Genomic DNA, 16,224 nt, shown 5'->3' with positions numbered 1-16,224 from the left:
GAACGGTTGTCTAAACGAAAAAAAGGACTCTTAGTGAGTCCTTTTTGATATTAAAAATAAGAGCATACATCAAGTGGAACTTAAGTGCCTGATGGGTACTCCGTCCTTGGAGATTTGACACTTAAGCGACATCGAACGCAGTCACACATTGCACTCGGATGTACTAACCGAAACCAATTTAACATTGGACTTGTAAGCAGTACATCAAATGATTTTTGTCGATTAAAGATGCCTAAGTAGCTAAATTTTAAGTGGTTTATCTTCGAGGCTTTAGACGGGTATTGCCAATGTTGAGCGTAAATTGGAGCGAAGTTGGCATTTATTAGAATGCTTGTAGGTATGCACTAGGATCTAGGGTTTTTGAGAGCGTGAGTCTCTCTGAAAGCTCTCCTACTTATAGATAGTGAATGTTAATCGTCGTAGAAAATGCGCTCTGTATAATCTGCGGTTTCTGCAATAAAAAAGGACTCAATTGAGAGCCCTTTTGTTTTTCGCTGTCTGACGTTGCGACGGAATTACAAGAACGCTTTGTATGGCAATTCTGGTTCGTTTTTGAAGATGTCGCTAAAGCCACGGAAGTGTTGGTAGTGCATGCGACCTTTATCGGTAGGGAAGGTGTATTTGCCCCCAACTTGCCAGAAGAACGGTGCGAACTTGTATTGCAGGCGGTCTTTCTTCATGTTCCACAACACTTCGATTTCGCGTGGGTCGTTTTGGAAGTTCGCCCAAATATCGTGGTGGAATGGCATCACGACATCACAGTTCAACGATTCTGCTGCGCGTAGGATGTCAGAAGAGGTCATTTTGTCAGTCACGCCGCGAGGATTCTCACCGAATGACAACAGTGCCACGTCGATTTGGTATTCGTTGCCGTGCGCTGCGTAGTAGTTCGAGTAGTGCGAGTCACCAGAGTGGTAAACCGACCCGCCTGAAGTTTCAATCAGGTAGTTCACCGCGCGTTTGTCCATGCCGTCGAGGATTTCTTTATCGTAAGAAGAAGTGCCTTCTGGCAGCGTGACAAGTGCCGTACGGTCGAAAGAATCCAGGACGCGGATCTTCATGTCGCCGACCTCAAGCACATCGCCCACTTTCGCGACCACACAACGCTCTTCTGGTACGCCCCAGCCCATCCATAAATCGACACACGCTTGTGGACCGATGAACTTCACGTGATCACCACAGTTTTGCAGTACCGCTGCTGCGACGTTCACGTCGATATGGTCTGCATGGTCATGGGATGCCATCACAGCGTCGATCTCTTTGATAGCAAATGGGTCAAGCGGGAAGATAGCAGTACGTAGGTTTGGTTGCAGCGCTTCGACACCGCCCATACGCATCATTTGGTGCTGGTTCTTCATGAAGGCATTCTTTTGTGTCTTTTTACCCGTACCACACCAGAAGTCGATAGAGATGTTGGTGTTGCCCTCACTCTTCAACCAGATACCTGTACAACCTAGCCACCACATCGAGAATGTATTTGGTTCTACCACCGTATTTTCGATCTCTTCGTTCAGCCAGGTACCCCACTCAGGGAATGTATTTAGGATCCAAGATTCACGAGTGATTTCATTTACTTTACTCATAGCAACACCTTTTTATTTCACAATTTTTATTAAATTTGGGATGTAGGGAGCCGAGCGCCTTAATTTGTGGTTAAGGCACTGAGCTGAATTATTTTTATTTATTTGAGAAAGAGGCTAGGGCGCGTTAGACCAGAATGACTTGTGTCCCTTGTGCTTCTATCGCTTTGATGACCTCTGGGTTGGCGTTTTTGCCAGTGACCAGAATGTCGATTTTCTCGGTAGGACAGAACAACATGCCCGTTCTGTGACCCACTTTGGAGCTGTCTACCACGACGACGAGTTTGTCGATTTGCTCAAGCATTTGCTGCTCTGCCACCGCAGTTAACATGTCGGCTTTGTAGAGTCCGGCTTCGGTTAACCCTTTACCCGAGGTGAACATCCAATTGCCTGCGTAACTGCCAAGCGAATTGGGTGCCGGATTTAAGAACAGTTTTTGTGAACGGTTGTATTGACCGCCAATGATGATCACATCGTCATGGTCTTCATTGATCAGGTAGCTTGCCAATGGGAAGTAGTTGGTGACGATCTGCACGTCTTGCCCACATAGCTTCTGCCCAAGTAGGAAAGCGGTCGAACCGCAGTTGATGACCACGCTGTCGCCAGGCTGACAAAGCTCAGCGGCTTGCATCGCAATCAAGGATTTTTCTTCGTAATGCTCAGTGCTGTTGATGTTCAGCGGTGACCATTTTTTCTTTTCTGCTTCGACGCGTTCTGCGCCGTTGCGTACTTTGCGCAGTTTGCCTAGTTCATCCAGCTTAGAGATGTCACGGCGAGCCGTCGCAGGAGAGACGTTAAAGCTCTCAATAATGTGTGAGACGTTAATCGTCTGATTTTCTTCTAATAAAGACAGAATGCCATTGTGTCTTTGTACTTCATTCATACCCATCACCCTATTTGATTCAAATTCACCGAAATGTGTATCTAGTGATTATTTGGTGATTACTTGTGATTTGTTTTGATTCTATTAATCACGCTCTTGATTGTCAAATTCAAGACTGATGAAAATCTGAACTTCATCACAAGAATTTATAAGTTATTGTATTTATTGGTTATTTAATTTTTGTGTGTGATCGGCTTACCATTTGTAGGGTTTTTTGGAGGGCAAAATTGATAAATATCAAAATAATCACAAATGAGCATTGCGTGATTACTTTTGATTGTTAGAGTTTATTTCGTGAGCAAAAACTGAGTAGATTCTACGACATCAGATGGAATCACTCTGACCTACATACGATTACAAATAAAAAACACTCTAGGGGTAAAGATATGGAGTTCTTGTACGACATCTTCTATATTTTTTACAGCCAAGTTATGACCAAAGCCCCACTACTACTGGGTTTGGTAACATGCATTGGCTATTGGTTGCTGAGAAGAGACGCCACCACCATCATTAAAGGTTCCATCAAAACGATCGTGGGTTTCATGCTGGTTCAAGTGGGTGCGGGCACCCTAGTTGCTGGCTTCAAACCTGTGATTTCCAAACTTTCTGAATACCACGGGCTAACCGGCTCGGTCATTGACCCTTACACCTCCATGATGTCTACCATGGAAGCAATGGGCGACAATTACTCTTGGGTGGGTTACGCCGTTCTATTGGCATTAGGTATCAACATCCTCTTGGTACTGTTCCGCCGCTACACAGGTATCCGCACCATCATGCTGACTGGTCACATCATGTTCCAGCAAGCAGGTCTGATTGCGGTGTTCTACTTTGTGCTTGGCGCAAGCATGTGGGAAACCATCATTTACTCTGCGGTGTTAATGGCGCTGTACTGGGGTATCTCCTCCAACATCATGTTCAAGCCAACGGAAGAAGTCACCGGCGGGGCGGGTTTCTCTATTGGTCACCAACAACAGGTCGCGTCTTGGATTGCAACAAAAGTAGCGCCAAAACTGGGTGATAAGAACGACAGCGTTGACCACCTAGAACTGCCTAAATGGCTACACATCTTCCACGACAGCATCGCAGCTACAGCGATCGTGATGACGGTGTTCTTCGGCATCATTCTGCTTTCATTCGGTCTTGATAACCTTCAAGAAATGGCGGGCACCACACACTGGACTATCTACATCCTAGAAACGGGTCTGAAATTCGCTGTAGCGATTCAGGTGATTGTTGCCGGTGTACGTATGTTCGTTGCTGAGCTGTCTGAAGCGTTCAAAGGCATCTCTGAGCGCGTGATTCCAAATGCGGTATTGGCGATTGACTGTGCGGCTATCTATGCATTCTCTCCAAACGCAATGGTATTTGGTTTCATGTGGGGTGCGCTGGGTCAGTTCGCGGCAGTACTGGCGATGCTGGCATTCGATGCGCCAATCATGATCATCCCTGGCTTCATTCCAATGTTCTTCTCTAACGCGACCATCGGCGTATTTGCTAACCACTTCGGTGGCTGGAAAGCGGTGATGAAGATCTGTTTCGTGATGGGCATCATCGAGGTACTAGGTTCTGCTTGGGCTATCCACCTATTTAGCCAACACGGTACGGAGTTCAACGGCTGGATGGGCATGGCGGACTGGGCGCTTGTATTCCCACCAATCATGCAAGGTCTGTCTGCATCGAAAATGTTCTTCTTCGTTCTTGTTGGTCTGTCTCTGGTTTACATGTTCTTCGCTTCTCGCAAGCTACGTGCTGAAGAAGACGCGCAAGGCACAGTAGAAATCAGTGAAGAGCCAGAGGTGATTGAAGCGGTAGAGCAAGCAATCAAAGCGAGCGACGGTCTGCGCCCAGTAAGCATCCTAGCAGTATGTGGTAACGGTCAAGGCTCATCGATGATGATGAAAATGAAGATCGGTAAATACCTAGAGAAGAAAGGCATTCCTCACGTGATGGACTCATGCGCAGTGTCGGACTACAAGTCGAAGCTTGCGAGCACGGACATCATCGTATCGTCGAAGCACCTGTCTGCAGAGATGGAGCCAGGCGAAGGCAAGTTTGTACTCGGGGTGCAAAACATGCTTAACCCTAACTCCTTCGGTGACGAGCTACTCGACATCATCAATAAAAACTTTGTACCAGCAAAATAAAACAGCATGACCAAATATTTCTCTCAATGAAGAGATAAGAAACCAATAACAAACAGCGGATAACAATAGTGGTGCCGGGCTTCGAAAAACCAAAGTCACGGCACCCAAACTGGAGATAGAACAATGGGATTAAAACAATCACTGATCGACAACAACTCAATCAAACTGCAAGCAAAAGCCTCTAACTGGCGTGAAGCCATCAAGATTGGTACGGACATGTTGATTGCCTCTGGTGCGATTCAGCCTTCTTACCACGACGCCATCATCAGCAGCGTGGAAGAGTTAGGTCCTTACATCTGCATCGCGCCTAACTTAGCACTGCCACATGCACGCCCAGAAAACGGCGTAATTCGTACTGCTTTCGCACTGGTTACGCTAGAAGAGCCAATCTACTTTGAAGGCGAAGACGAGCCAGTTGATGTGCTAATCACGCTAGCGGGCAGCTCTTCAGATGAGCACATGGAAGGTCTGATGGAAGTGACCCAAGTGTTGGATGATGAAGACAGCGAAACGGGCGTGGATTTAGACAAACTTCGTCGTTGCCGCAGCAAAACCGATGTATTCAACGTGATTGATGAAGCTCTGGCTGTTACTGCCTAAGGAGAAATCATGTACAGCGAACTGAAACAACGTGTGCTCGAAGCCAACCTCAAACTGCCAAAATACGGCTTGGTGACCTTCACATGGGGCAACGTGTCTGAGATTGACCGCGAGCGCGGCGTGATTGCGATTAAACCGTCGGGGGTGGAATACGATGGTATGCGCGCTGAGCACATTGTGGTGGTCGATTTAGACGGCAATGTGGTGGAAGGCCGCATGAATCCATCCAGCGATACCGCGACCCATATTGAGATCTACAAAGCGTTCCCACAAGTGGGCGGCGTGGTGCATACCCACTCACGCAGCGCAACGATTTGGGCGCAAGCGGGGATTGATATTCCGGCACTGGGCACGACTCATGCCGACTACTTCTACGGCGACATTCCGTGTACTCGCAAGCTCTCACAACGTGAAATTGCCGAAGAGTACGAGAAGAACACTGGCTTAGTGATAGTGGAAGAGTTTCGTCAACGCCGCATCGACCCAATGGCTGTGCCAAGCGTGATTGTAGCAGGGCATGCGCCTTTCTCTTGGGGAACCAACGCTGACGATGCCGTGCACAACGCAGTGGTATTGGAAGAGATTTCTGCCATGGCATTAGCAACGCGTTCACTCAACAGCGGCATCAAGATCCAGCCTGAGCTTTCAGACAAACACTACCTGCGTAAGCACGGTGAAAACGCCTACTACGGGCAGAGGTAACGACATGTACAAAGTGCTTGCTTTAGATTTAGACGGAACCGTCCTCACCGATGACCACAGCATTCACCCAGAGGTGAAAAAAGCGATTCAAGAAGCGCAGCAGAAGTGTCACGTGGTGATTGTCACCGGACGCCATCACACCGCGGCACGCCCGTATTACGATGAGTTGGGTCTTACCACGCCTATCATCTGCTGCAACGGCACTTATGTTTATGACTACCACAATGACCGAGTGCTCAAGCACAACTCCATCGAGAAGGAAGATGCGCTGACGTTCATCGCCTTAGCGAAGGAGTTTCAGGTCAAGATGGTGATGTACGTAACCGATGCCATGACGTACTCAAACTACAACCCAATTCACTACATGGAAGCGTTGGAAAAGTGGGCGAAAACCGCGCCTGAGCACCTTCAACCTAAGATCTACAAAATCGACTCGTTCAGCGAAGAAGTGCGCAATACCGAGTTCGTGTGGAAATTCGTGGTGGAAGGCTTACCAAGCTCGGTAGAACGCTTGATTGAAAACCCATGGGTGAAAGAGAAATTTAACGGCGAACGCTCGTGGTCGAATCGCATCGACTTCGCAGCAAAAGGCAACTGCAAAGGCTTAAGACTGGCGGAATACGTTTCTGAGCTGGGTTATCACCCGAATCATGTCATTGCCGTGGGCGATAACCACAATGATATCTCCATGCTCCGTTACGCCGGATTAGGCGTTGCCATGAATAACGCAGACGAGACGGTACGTTCAAGCGCCCGTTTGGTGTGCGAAACCGATAACAATAACGACGGCTTAGCTCGTCTGATACGTGAAAAAATTCAAGGATAAGCATCATGACCAAACCAATGATTCAAATCGCTCTAGACCAAACTAACCTAACTGACGCCGTGGCGGTTGCAAGCAATGTACACAGCTATGTCGATGTGATTGAAGTGGGCACCATTCTCGCGTTCGCAGAAGGGATGAATGCGGTCTCGACGCTCCGTAAGAACCACCCGGACCACATCCTGGTGTGCGATATGAAAACCACTGATGGCGGCGCGATTTTGTCTCGCATGGCGTTTGAAGCGGGCGCTGACTGGATTACGGTTTCAGCCGCAGCGCACATTGCGACCATCGAAGCGTGTAAAAAAGTCGCGGATGAATTTAGTGGTGAAATCCAAATCGAAATCTACGGCAATTGGACGATGGAAGATGCGCAAGCGTGGGTGGATCTTGGCATCACTCAAGCGATTTACCACCGTTCTCGCGATGCAGAGTTGGCAGGGATTGGTTGGACAGACGCTGACATCAGCAAGATGCGTCAACTTTCTGAGCTAGGTATCGAGCTCTCTATCACTGGCGGCATCGTGCCAGAAGACATCTACCTGTTTGAAGGCATCAAAGCGAAAACCTTTATCGCAGGTCGTGCATTGGCTGGCGACAAAGGGCAAGAAACCGCAGAAGCACTGAAAGCGCAAATCGACCGTTACTGGAACTAGGGGGCGACATGTATCAGAACCTACAACGTCATCGTGTTGGCTTGTATGAGAAAGCGTTGCCGAACGAGTTGAGTTGGGAAGAAAAGCTCAGTGTGACCAAAGAATTGGGCTTCGACTTTCTAGAGATCTCGGTGGACGAATCAGACGAGCGCCGCAGCCGCTTAGATTGGGACGACGAGACGATTTATGCCCTGCGTCACCAGTGCGAACGTTACGGCATGCCATTGCAGTCAATGTGTTTGAGCGCGCACCGCAAATTCCCGTTTGGCTCGGCGGATCCTAAGCTCCGAGAGCAAGCCGTGCTGCACATGGAAAAGGCGATCGCATTGGCGTACAAACTTGGCGTCCGTACCATTCAATTAGCTGGCTACGATGTGTATTACGAGCCAGCAAACCGTGCCACGCATTTGCGCTTTATTGAAGGTATGAAGGAAGCGGCGAAACTGGCAGAGCGCGCAGGCGTGATGCTTGCTGTTGAAATCATGGACACCGATTACCTCAACTCATTGAGCAAGTTTGAGGTGCTTAATCGCGAAGTGAATTCGCCGTATTTCACTGCTTATCCAGACGTGGGCAATATCTCTGGTTGGAACTATGACGTGTGTACTGAGCTGAAATTGAGTAAGCCACACATTACCCAAATCCACCTTAAAGACACGTATCGCGTGACGCCAGAATACAAAGGTCAGTTCCGCGATCTAGTGATTGGCGATGGTGAAGTAAACTTCGATGCCATCTTCCGCACACTCAAAGAGACAGACTGCGTCGTGCCATTGGTGATTGAGATGTGGGCGCACGATGAACATTGGCGTGCGCACATTCAAACCGCCCAGCAGCGCTTAAATCAAGCGTGTGATCATGCGGAATTACCAAGGTTGTTTGCCGCATAATTCTTTCTGGGTCGTATAGACACTTACATGCTCCGGTGCTCGTTATTGGGCACCGTTTTCCCATCGTGGGAACGTGCAGTTTTTAACCCTCGTGAAAACTGCACTCTTTCGTTTCATTGGTTGACTTACCATCAGGGTTGGCGCAAAGTTGCGCTTTGTCGTTATGAAACCCCGTTAATCTGAATGAAATTACTCCATCTGCAACTTTTCTGGTACGAAAAACATCACACCCTATTGGAGATGGAAGACCTGCCAATTCTCACCCCAGCGCAAGAGCAAGAACTGCGTGAGTGGGCGAAAACACGCCGCAAAATCCTCAGCTACGAAGTGCATCAACAGCCTTGGGTAAAAGTGAATGTAGACGGTTTCTCGTCGATTTTAGAGCTCAAACCAAATGGTACGCTGGTGGAAAAAGACTTGTTCAGCGAGCGCGGTTTACAGGGTTTATGGAAGGTCAGCGACGGCTTCTTATTTATCAAAGTCATCAGCGGTGAATTCATCGTCGAATACCAAATTGTTGGTCACACCGAAAACAATGTGCACAGTGGTATCGAGTACATCAACGGCAAAATCAGCACCTACAGCAAATTTGCCAAACTCGCGAATAATTAAGCCGATTCAATTCGATGTAGAGAAAGGAGCCAAAGTGCTCCTTTTTTGTTGTGGATAGAAAATCCCAACTATTCTTACTTCAAGCAATGAAATCAATGCGTTAATATCCAAGTCATTACCTTATTTCAAACAGTAGCAGGAGGCATGAATCGTGTCTGAAAAAATATCGACGTCGGCGCTGGCAAAAATGCGTCAGATAGAAGCCAAGCTGCTGTTTGCTGATCTGAAACGCGCAGGCTACATCGTTCGCCAAGACGAGAAATGGATTTTGACCGAAGAGGGCGCCAAGTTTGGCGGTGAGTATGTCGATCACCCTAAATTTGGGCAGTTCATTGTTTGGCCGACCAACTTGCACATCGAGCTTGCCGCAACGTCTGGCAAAACTTACAGCGCAACCCAGTTGGGTGAGAAGCTTAAGCTCAATGCCAAGCGCATGAACCAGCTGTTAAGTGAATTAGGCTGGATCAGTAAATCCGAAGAAGGTTGGAGCTTAACCGAAGCCGGAATCCGCGCTGGTGGGCAGCAGAGAACCGATAAAGAGTCGCAGAATACCTTTGTGGTGTGGCACGACGTAGTGCTACGTAACAAGCGTCTCAAGCAGTCTGTGATTGAGTTTTTAGGTCAAGATGCCGAGTCCCATTCGACAGATAAGTCGTTTTCTAGTTTTCGCCAGAAGTTTGAAGCTAAGCACCGCACTTTAGACGGGCATTATGTTCGTTCTAAAGGAGAACTGCTGATCGATAACTGGCTGTATTTGGCAGGAGTAGTGCACGCTTATGAGCGTCAACTGCCGATCGACCAAGATGTGACAAGCGATTTCTACCTACCAGGCGGCAAAGTCTATCTTCAGTTTTGGGGTAGCGACACCGGTGAGATGTTAGAAGCGGAGCGAGAGAAGATTCGTGCGGTTTACGAGCAGCATAACTTCAACCTCATTGAGGTCGAACCGAGTGAGTTAGATAAGCTCGATGAGGTATTGCCGAAACGTCTGCGTCAGTTTGGTATTCAAGCTTATTAAACGCCTCGCTAGCGGTTGTTTAAATTCCTAAACCTTCAAACCTGCCAGTCTTTAAAAACGAAAAAACCCGTGATGACTCACGGGTTTTGTGTATTCAGCGTTTATCTTTGGTTGTTACCCGAAGGATTAGAAACCTTTGATGTTTTCCGCTTCTAGCTCAGAGAAGTACTTAACAGTCTTCACTTTAAGCTCTTGTTGTGAAGGCTCATCACAAACGATCACTGCTTTAGGGTGTAGTTGAAGTGCAGAAACCGTCCATAGGTGGTTTACGCTGCCTTCTACTGCTGCTTGTAGAGCAAGTGCTTTGTTGTGACCAGTTACTAGGATCATCACTTCTTCAGCGTCTAGTAGCGTGCCAACACCGATAGTTAGTGCGTACTTAGGAACTTGGTTGATGTCGCCATCGAAGAAACGAGAGTTCGCGATACGAGTGTCTTCAGTTAGTGTCTTGATGCGAGTACGAGAAGACAGAGAAGATGCTGGCTCGTTAAATGCGATGTGACCGTCGTTACCTACGCCGCCCATGAATAGGTTGATCTTGCCGTAAGACTTGATTTTGTCTTCGTAACGTTGGCATTCCGCTTCGTGATCTTCCGCGTTACCGTTAAGAAGGTTGATGTTCGCTTCTTGGATGTTTACGTGGTTGAAGAAGTTGTTGTACATGAATGAACGGTATGATTCTGGGTGATCCGCAGGGATACCGATGTACTCGTCCATGTTGAAAGTCACAACGTGTTCGAAGCTCACTTCACCTGCTTGGTAAAGTTCGATCAATGCTTTGTAAGTTGCTAGAGGAGTGCCACCAGTAGGTAGACCCAGAACGAACGGACGCTCAGCAGTTGGTTTGAAGTCGTTGATGCGCTTAGCGATGTGTGCTGCTGCCCACTTGCCTACTTGTGCTGCTTGAGCTAACGGGATAAGTCTCATTTTTTGCCCCTAGTTATTGGAATTTAAGATGTCCTGAAACATTAATTCGCATTATAAAATAAGTAATAGCGAACTGCTATTGTTTTAGGTCAAAATTTTGCTTTTTCTTTAACCAATGTTGCTTTTCTCAACAGTTTTACGTTTGCTTCTCGTGATTATCCTCTTATATAGAGGACATTAGGCTAGTTGATTAGCGTTTAAAATTTATGACTGAAATTAAGTTTTTGGGCTGAATGAGCGAGCTAAATTGAACCGAGTTGCGTAAGAGGAAGGGAAGAAAAGTGCCGAAGTTATGATCTCACGCAATCTATGGTGTGGCACGGCGTTTCTTCCTTAACCATACTTAAAGTGTGTTTATTGCTGAGGGAATCGCAATGAAAAACGAATTAGACGCAACCAAAGTGCTACAAGCATACGAATGTGTGATGAACAACGGCACGCCTACCGAGTTTGGCAAGATGTATGAAGGGGTAGAAGCCTTTTCTGATTACGACGGCTATAACGTGTTTCTGAGAGGCAATGGCGTGGAGCTGAAGGTAGGCTTCCACAACACCTATCAGTTGGAGTACGACCAAGAGCATCTTAAAGACAGCTTCTTGAAGAAGGTCGCCATGCTGGCGAAATGAGTGCTCGCCGTATAATAGGTCAACAGATCCTAAAAATGAAAAAGCCCTTTGGTGAAACACCTCTGGGCTTTTGGAAAAGAAAAATTTTTGCAACTCCACAGAATGAAACACTCTGAGGGTTCGCCAAGCATTAAGGCTTGGCAGCGTCGGTTAATCGTCTTCTGCTAGGCTCTCTTCTGCGTAGTCATCTGACGCTTCTGGTTTGTTACGACCGTTTAGCGTGTGGAAGCGTTTGCGACCACGAGCTAACTGTGTGTATTTTAACCAAGTGCGCTCGATCTTAGTTTTCGCTTTGCCTGGGTTTTCCAGAACTTTTACGAAGTGTTTCTCTTCGCTGTTCTCAGGTGTCAACTCGCCTGACTCTAGGCCAAGCATAGTATCCCCATAAATTGTTAGGATTTCCTCTTCCGAAAGAGTAAAATCGCCAGACTTTGCAAAGCCGCGTGGGAATTTTACGTTGTCGTAAAAACGTTTTTTGCCATGACGAAATTCAGTGTCAGACATATCAACAGCCTCTGTAACCGTTATTGATGAATGTGATGAATTACGGCGAAAATTAGGCGCAAAGCTAACAAAAGAAAAACAAAACTTTTTTGTCGTCAAAATTTTAATTAGTTGTTAATCTGGTTTTATATTGACCAGGAGATGGTTTATGGATGTAAAGGTCTTTCGAACATTTTTAGAGCTGGCAAAGGTTCGTCACTTCGGACGAGCTGCTGAGAACTTGTACATTACTCAAGCCGCTGTGAGCGCACGCATCAAACAACTCGAAAGTTATTTCGATACGCAGTTGTTTATTCGTGATCGAAATAACATAAAGTTGACCTCCGCAGGTGAACGTTTAATAGGCTATGCCGAGGTGATGGTGACCACCTTGCAGCAAGCCAAACTCGAATTATCCCTCGAAGATGGCAAAGCGTTGCAGCTCACCATGGGTGGTACGCCGAACATTTGGGATGCTTATCTGCAAAACTGTTTGAGTGTGGTAACAGACTCATTTGGTGGCTATGGCTTTATGGCAGAAGTCATGGGGCGTGAGATGCTCAGCCGCAGCCTGCTTGAGCGCACACTCGATATGGCATTCGCCTTCGATCAAATCAAAGCGGATGAGCTTAACTGCAAAAAAGTTGCTGACGTGGTGTTGGTGCTTGTGTCTACCGAACAAGATTCTCTTGATACGGTCTTTGATAAGAAATACGTTTACGTAGATTGGGGTACGCGCTTCGCTTCAGAACACGCAGAACGCCACCCGAAAATCCCAGCACCTTACCTTCGCACTTCTACCGCTCGTATCGCGTTAGACTTCGTTTTAGAGAAAGGTGGCAGCGCATACCTACCAGCGTCTCTGGTAGAGCCGTTTATTGCAAGTGGGCAGCTCCACAAGGTGTCTGGCGTAGAAGATTGGTACCGTCCTATCTATTTGAGCTATCGTAAAGCCAGCACGTCTGTAGAAGCGATTAAGCAGGTTGAAGAAATCGTAAAAGAGATTGACCCGTTAACGGCGTACAGTTTGCAGCAAATTGCGGACATTCCTGCAGACGAGTAATTTCTGCTTTTGCGATCCAGTGCAAAATTAAACGAAAACCCCTTGGTGTGATGCCAAGGGGTTTTTTGTATGGGTTTCCGGAAATGCCGATATGTTTATAAATAAGTCGCCTTCTTGAAGCGAGAGTTGTGGCACTGTGAAGGTCGTTTTTGCTCCCGTTTATGCCAGTTTCTGACGAAGTGTTTCATCCAATGCGGCTTTGCCTGCGCCAGAGAAAGCGAGAGAAACGCTTGCTGCCAGCAGTGCTAGACCAAACTCGTAACCGTTATTCGACATAAACAAACCGTTTTCAAAGTGAACCGAGAAAATGGCGATCACCATGGTGAATGCTAAAGCCACGGCTGCTGGGCGAGTAAGTAGACCAAGCAAGATGAACAAGCCGCCAAAAAACTCTGCACTGCCAGCTAAAAGTGCCATCAGCATGCCTGGACCTAAACCAATCGATGCCATCCATTGACCTGTACCTTCAAGACCATAACCGCCAAACCAGCCAAAAAGTTTTTGTGCGCCGTGCGCCATAAAGATGATGCCAACTGGAATGCGAAGTGCGAGTGCGCTGTAACCTGCATTTGAAGTAGTGATTTTCTGTAGTAGTGCTTTCATGACTTTATCCTTTCTCGAATTTTTCTGATGAGGAGTGCTGACTCCCTTACTGTTGAAACCAGTGTAGGTAGGAGGAGAGAAAGAAAAAATTGGGGCAATTTGATGTTCTCGTTCGATAAATTCGATGGAACGTTTTTTTGTTTTTAAATACATTAACTTAAAATGTTAAAAGTATTTGTTTTTAGTGCTCATACGTGCTGGATTTGATCAAGGAATTGGTAAAATTTTGAATGACATTCTTTACTTTTGTTGGTCTTTTGGAAGGGCGCCTGTGTACTACGGGCAAAAAAAAGAACACAGGGGGCTGTGCTCTTTTGCTTTTACGATTAACAAGGGAGAAAGGAGTTTTTATAGATTCATTAAGCTTTCAAGCGAGTCTTCCACACTACTGTAGTGATAAGTGCGAATATTCACACCATCAGTCGCATTGATTTGAATTTCTGAAATCTCGTTATCAGAGTCACGTTCGATAATCCCTATCGAGTGCTCGACTGATTTACTGGTAATAACCTTGTGATTTCTAAGTACAATCACGCACGTATGTAAGTCCATGCCAATTCCCTTTAGCCGACGTTGTTGTGTTGTTCTGATCTAACTTTAGTGCACAAATTTACTAATGCCAAAATTTCTCAATATTGAGTTCCGAAAATGGCTAATCTACAGTAACTCCTCGTTCTACAATGAAGTTATACCGATCGAGTGGCGAGCAAGTTACCCACTCGTTAAACACACACTGTGTACGCAAGGACAGCACTATGCTCATCCACCCACACACATCGTTGACCTTCGAACAATGTCAAAAAGCACGCATGGCACGTGATAGCCGTTTTGATGGGCGCTTTTACATTGCGGTGAAAACCACAGGGATCTTTTGTCGCCCGATCTGCCCAGCCAATTTGCCCAAAGAGGAAAACGTCGAGTACTTCACTGACAAGACGCAAGCTTTGAAGGCAGGTTATCGTCCGTGTTTGCGTTGTCGCCCGGACAGTGCGCCAGGATCATGGGCTTGGAAAGGGGTTGAAACCACATTCCAACGTGCGATCAAAATGATCGATCAAGGCGAGTTACATCATCACTCCCTTGCAGTTCTCTCCGATCGTCTTGGGATCTCGGATCGTTACTTGCGCATGCTGTTCGAGCAATATTTGGGGATGTCACCTAAGCAATATGCGCAGTATCAGCAATTGATGTTTGCCAAACAGCTTCTGCATTCGAGTTCGATGTCTGTCACTGAAGTCGGTTTTGCCGCGGGTTTTAACAGCACTCGACGTTTCAATGATGCGTTCCAAAAGATCCTTCAGCTAACGCCTTCTCAAGTGCGTAGAAAAGAGTTTGATGGCGTAGGGACGAATCGAATCGTGCTACCTTATCGCGGCGCTTTGCACTGGCAACACATGCTCGATTTTTATCGTCTGCGTGCGATTGAGGGAATGGAAGAAGTTACACAAGACGCATACCAGCGCAATGTTTTACTCGATGATTGCCATGCGCGATTCAAGGTCACTCAAGGGGAGGGTTACCTTGAGATGGAGTTTGAGATTGAAGACGTCACGAAATTGCAGAATTTGGTGTCTGGTGTACGTCGCATGTTCGACCTTGATGCGGATATTTGCACGGTGGAGCAGCACCTTAATTACATCGCGCCAGGGTTGGTGAAAACCCAAGGGATTCGCATTCCGGGCGTCTGGAGTGCGTGGGAAGCCGGTGTACGCGCTGTGTTGGGGCAGCAAGTGTCGGTCAGAGCGGCTATCGGACAACTTAATTTGTTGGTAGAAACGCTCAGTAACGATCAGCAAGCGCGCCACTTTCCAACGCCAGAAGCCATTGCGAATGCCGATGTTAGCTTCTTGCGTATGCCGCAAAGCCGTAAAGACACACTCGTGCGATTTGCTCAGTACATGCAGCAAAACCCAGAAGCCGATCCGCAGCAATGGCTGGAATTAAAGGGCATTGGTCCGTGGACGGTGAGCTATGCGCAACTGCGTGGTCAGTCTCAGCCCGATTGTTTTCTAGATAAAGACTTGGTGGTGAAGAAAGCCATGCCAAACTATCCGTCATTGAATGCTCATACTGCGTCGCCTTGGGGCAGTTACGCGACTTTTCACTTATGGAATCAATCATGAAATCACTTTATACGGTAATGCCAAGTCCGTTAGGCGCTGTGACCATTCAAGCTAACGATCAAGGTTTGCTGGGAATTTGGTTTGAAACGTGTACCACCAAACCAGACGAGTTGGGTGAGCGTGATGATCAACATGCAGTGCTCAGCCAGACTGTTACTCAATTGGAAGAATACTTTGCTGGGCTGCGTAACGAATTCGACTTGCCCCTTGCAGCGACAGGTACGGCTTTCCAAACTCAAGTTTGGGATGCGCTAACGACTATTCCTTACGGTGAGACATGGAGCTACCAAGACTTGGCAAATGCCATCGGTAATCCCAAAGCGGTACGTGCGGTGGGGCTGGCGAATGGTAAAAATCCGATTTCGATTGTGGTGCCATGCCATCGTGTGATCGGCAAAAGTGGCAAGCTTACGGGCTATGCAGGCGGGGTAGAGCGAAAGCAACGATTACTCGCATTGGAGAAGGGCACGCCACTTTAAGTGAGACCA

The 16,224-nt window shown here is 47.2% G+C and carries 18 protein-coding genes; 12 read left to right on the top strand and 6 right to left on the bottom strand.

All coding sequences use genetic code 11. The features are described 5' to 3' along the window. Window positions 1-515 precede the first annotated feature (515 nt). Together ulaG and ulaR are read right to left on the bottom strand one after the other, a co-directional pair. Window positions 516-1,583: an L-ascorbate 6-phosphate lactonase gene (gene ulaG, locus OH459_RS00825; protein ID WP_005448892.1), complete on the bottom strand. Its 1,068-nt coding sequence runs from the start codon at window positions 1,581-1,583 to the stop codon at window positions 516-518. A gap of 124 nt (window positions 1,584-1,707) precedes the next feature. After that, on the bottom strand, window positions 1,708-2,463 hold the full coding sequence (gene ulaR, locus OH459_RS00820; protein ID WP_269984651.1) for an HTH-type transcriptional regulator UlaR: 756 nt from the start codon (window positions 2,461-2,463) through the stop codon (window positions 1,708-1,710). A 386-nt stretch (window positions 2,464-2,849) separates the two neighbouring features. Between ulaR and OH459_RS00815 the strand changes: the two genes are divergently transcribed. From OH459_RS00815 to OH459_RS00780, 8 genes are all read left to right on the top strand, one after another. Next, window positions 2,850-4,610 (top strand): PTS ascorbate-specific subunit IIBC, encoded by a 1,761-nt coding sequence (locus OH459_RS00815; protein WP_005434683.1) that lies wholly within the window; start codon window positions 2,850-2,852, stop codon window positions 4,608-4,610. 123 nt (window positions 4,611-4,733) lie between these two features. Beyond that, entirely contained in the window at window positions 4,734-5,210 is a 477-nt protein-coding gene (locus tag OH459_RS00810; RefSeq protein WP_009702554.1) for a PTS sugar transporter subunit IIA, read from the top strand. A 9-nt stretch (window positions 5,211-5,219) separates the two neighbouring features. Then, window positions 5,220-5,912, top strand: a complete 693-nt coding sequence (locus OH459_RS00805; RefSeq protein WP_269984650.1) for an L-ribulose-5-phosphate 4-epimerase — start codon at window positions 5,220-5,222, stop codon at window positions 5,910-5,912. 4 nt (window positions 5,913-5,916) lie between these two features. Further along, window positions 5,917-6,738 carry a Cof-type HAD-IIB family hydrolase gene (locus OH459_RS00800; protein ID WP_269984649.1) on the top strand — a complete coding sequence of 274 codons (822 nt, stop codon included), beginning with the start codon at window positions 5,917-5,919 and terminating at the stop codon, window positions 6,736-6,738. 5 nt (window positions 6,739-6,743) lie between these two features. After that, a complete protein-coding gene (locus OH459_RS00795) occupies window positions 6,744-7,391 on the top strand; it encodes a 3-keto-L-gulonate-6-phosphate decarboxylase UlaD (protein ID WP_005434690.1) in 648 nt (215 codons plus the stop codon). An 8-nt stretch (window positions 7,392-7,399) separates the two neighbouring features. Next, entirely contained in the window at window positions 7,400-8,281 is an 882-nt protein-coding gene (locus tag OH459_RS00790; RefSeq protein WP_269984648.1) for an L-ribulose-5-phosphate 3-epimerase, read from the top strand. 183 nt (window positions 8,282-8,464) lie between these two features. Further along, window positions 8,465-8,893 carry a hypothetical protein gene (locus OH459_RS00785; protein ID WP_005434695.1) on the top strand — a complete coding sequence of 143 codons (429 nt, stop codon included), beginning with the start codon at window positions 8,465-8,467 and terminating at the stop codon, window positions 8,891-8,893. A gap of 151 nt (window positions 8,894-9,044) precedes the next feature. Then, window positions 9,045-9,911, top strand: a complete 867-nt coding sequence (locus tag OH459_RS00780) for a phage antirepressor KilAC domain protein (protein ID WP_009706731.1) — start codon at window positions 9,045-9,047, stop codon at window positions 9,909-9,911. Window positions 9,912-10,037: 126 nt separating this feature from the next. Here the strand turns inward: OH459_RS00780 and nagB are convergent, their stop codons facing one another. After that, the gene (nagB, locus tag OH459_RS00775; protein WP_005448902.1) at window positions 10,038-10,838 is read right to left on the bottom strand and encodes a glucosamine-6-phosphate deaminase; all 801 of its coding nucleotides are present in this window, start codon (window positions 10,836-10,838) and stop codon (window positions 10,038-10,040) included. Between the two features lie 374 nt (window positions 10,839-11,212). Here nagB and OH459_RS00770 point away from each other — a divergent pair, with 374 nt between their 5' ends. Beyond that, window positions 11,213-11,464, top strand: a complete 252-nt coding sequence (locus tag OH459_RS00770; protein ID WP_005448903.1) for a DUF3081 domain-containing protein — start codon at window positions 11,213-11,215, stop codon at window positions 11,462-11,464. A 150-nt stretch (window positions 11,465-11,614) separates the two neighbouring features. On the opposite strand, the gene OH459_RS00765 is transcribed toward OH459_RS00770, so the two are convergent. Then, the gene (locus tag OH459_RS00765) at window positions 11,615-11,968 is read right to left on the bottom strand and encodes a DUF413 domain-containing protein (RefSeq protein ID WP_005434702.1); all 354 of its coding nucleotides are present in this window, start codon (window positions 11,966-11,968) and stop codon (window positions 11,615-11,617) included. Between the two features lie 148 nt (window positions 11,969-12,116). On the opposite strand from OH459_RS00765, the gene OH459_RS00760 reads away from it, so the two are divergent. Next, window positions 12,117-13,010 (top strand): LysR family transcriptional regulator, encoded by an 894-nt coding sequence (locus OH459_RS00760; RefSeq protein ID WP_005448905.1) that lies wholly within the window; start codon window positions 12,117-12,119, stop codon window positions 13,008-13,010. A gap of 159 nt (window positions 13,011-13,169) precedes the next feature. On the opposite strand, the gene OH459_RS00755 is transcribed toward OH459_RS00760, so the two are convergent. Next, window positions 13,170-13,613 carry a DoxX family protein gene (locus tag OH459_RS00755; protein ID WP_269984647.1) on the bottom strand — a complete coding sequence of 148 codons (444 nt, stop codon included), beginning with the start codon at window positions 13,611-13,613 and terminating at the stop codon, window positions 13,170-13,172. A 348-nt stretch (window positions 13,614-13,961) separates the two neighbouring features. Continuing rightward, window positions 13,962-14,165 carry a hypothetical protein gene (locus tag OH459_RS00750; protein ID WP_005448910.1) on the bottom strand — a complete coding sequence of 68 codons (204 nt, stop codon included), beginning with the start codon at window positions 14,163-14,165 and terminating at the stop codon, window positions 13,962-13,964. A gap of 203 nt (window positions 14,166-14,368) precedes the next feature. On the opposite strand from OH459_RS00750, the gene OH459_RS00745 reads away from it, so the two are divergent. Together OH459_RS00745 and OH459_RS00740 are read left to right on the top strand one after the other, a co-directional pair. After that, window positions 14,369-15,736 (top strand): AlkA N-terminal domain-containing protein, encoded by a 1,368-nt coding sequence (locus OH459_RS00745; protein WP_269984646.1) that lies wholly within the window; start codon window positions 14,369-14,371, stop codon window positions 15,734-15,736. Next, window positions 15,733-16,215, top strand: coding sequence for a methylated-DNA--[protein]-cysteine S-methyltransferase (locus OH459_RS00740; RefSeq protein WP_009696589.1), 483 nt, complete (start codon window positions 15,733-15,735; stop codon window positions 16,213-16,215). Before OH459_RS00745 ends, OH459_RS00740 begins: the two co-directional genes overlap by 4 nt. Window positions 16,216-16,224 lie beyond the last annotated feature (9 nt).

Origin of the sequence: Vibrio sp. MM46 (genome assembly GCF_027587135.1) — a bacterium.
Lineage (GTDB): Bacteria > Pseudomonadota > Gammaproteobacteria > Enterobacterales > Vibrionaceae > Vibrio > Vibrio harveyi.
The sequence above is the reverse complement of the archived record's forward strand: the minus strand, read 5'-3'. Positions and strand labels throughout refer to the sequence as shown.

Excerpts from the sequence above, each read along its gene's own strand:
- ulaG (WP_005448892.1), bottom strand. The coding sequence starts at position 1,583 with ATGAGTAAAGTAAATGAAATCACTCGTGAATCTTGGATCCTAAATACA.
- ulaR (WP_269984651.1), bottom strand. The coding sequence starts at position 2,463 with ATGAATGAAGTACAAAGACACAATGGCATTCTGTCTTTATTAGAAGAA.
- OH459_RS00815 (WP_005434683.1), top strand. The coding sequence starts at position 2,850 with ATGGAGTTCTTGTACGACATCTTCTATATTTTTTACAGCCAAGTTATG.
- OH459_RS00810 (WP_009702554.1), top strand. The coding sequence starts at position 4,734 with ATGGGATTAAAACAATCACTGATCGACAACAACTCAATCAAACTGCAA.
- OH459_RS00805 (WP_269984650.1), top strand. The coding sequence starts at position 5,220 with ATGTACAGCGAACTGAAACAACGTGTGCTCGAAGCCAACCTCAAACTG.
- OH459_RS00800 (WP_269984649.1), top strand. The coding sequence starts at position 5,917 with ATGTACAAAGTGCTTGCTTTAGATTTAGACGGAACCGTCCTCACCGAT.
- OH459_RS00795 (WP_005434690.1), top strand. The coding sequence starts at position 6,744 with ATGACCAAACCAATGATTCAAATCGCTCTAGACCAAACTAACCTAACT.
- OH459_RS00790 (WP_269984648.1), top strand. The coding sequence starts at position 7,400 with ATGTATCAGAACCTACAACGTCATCGTGTTGGCTTGTATGAGAAAGCG.
- OH459_RS00785 (WP_005434695.1), top strand. The coding sequence starts at position 8,465 with ATGAAATTACTCCATCTGCAACTTTTCTGGTACGAAAAACATCACACC.
- nagB (WP_005448902.1), bottom strand. The coding sequence starts at position 10,838 with ATGAGACTTATCCCGTTAGCTCAAGCAGCACAAGTAGGCAAGTGGGCA.
- OH459_RS00770 (WP_005448903.1), top strand. The coding sequence starts at position 11,213 with ATGAAAAACGAATTAGACGCAACCAAAGTGCTACAAGCATACGAATGT.
- OH459_RS00765 (WP_005434702.1), bottom strand. The coding sequence starts at position 11,968 with ATGTCTGACACTGAATTTCGTCATGGCAAAAAACGTTTTTACGACAAC.
- OH459_RS00760 (WP_005448905.1), top strand. The coding sequence starts at position 12,117 with ATGGATGTAAAGGTCTTTCGAACATTTTTAGAGCTGGCAAAGGTTCGT.
- OH459_RS00755 (WP_269984647.1), bottom strand. The coding sequence starts at position 13,613 with ATGAAAGCACTACTACAGAAAATCACTACTTCAAATGCAGGTTACAGC.
- OH459_RS00750 (WP_005448910.1), bottom strand. The coding sequence starts at position 14,165 with ATGGACTTACATACGTGCGTGATTGTACTTAGAAATCACAAGGTTATT.
- OH459_RS00745 (WP_269984646.1), top strand. The coding sequence starts at position 14,369 with ATGCTCATCCACCCACACACATCGTTGACCTTCGAACAATGTCAAAAA.
- OH459_RS00740 (WP_009696589.1), top strand. The coding sequence starts at position 15,733 with ATGAAATCACTTTATACGGTAATGCCAAGTCCGTTAGGCGCTGTGACC.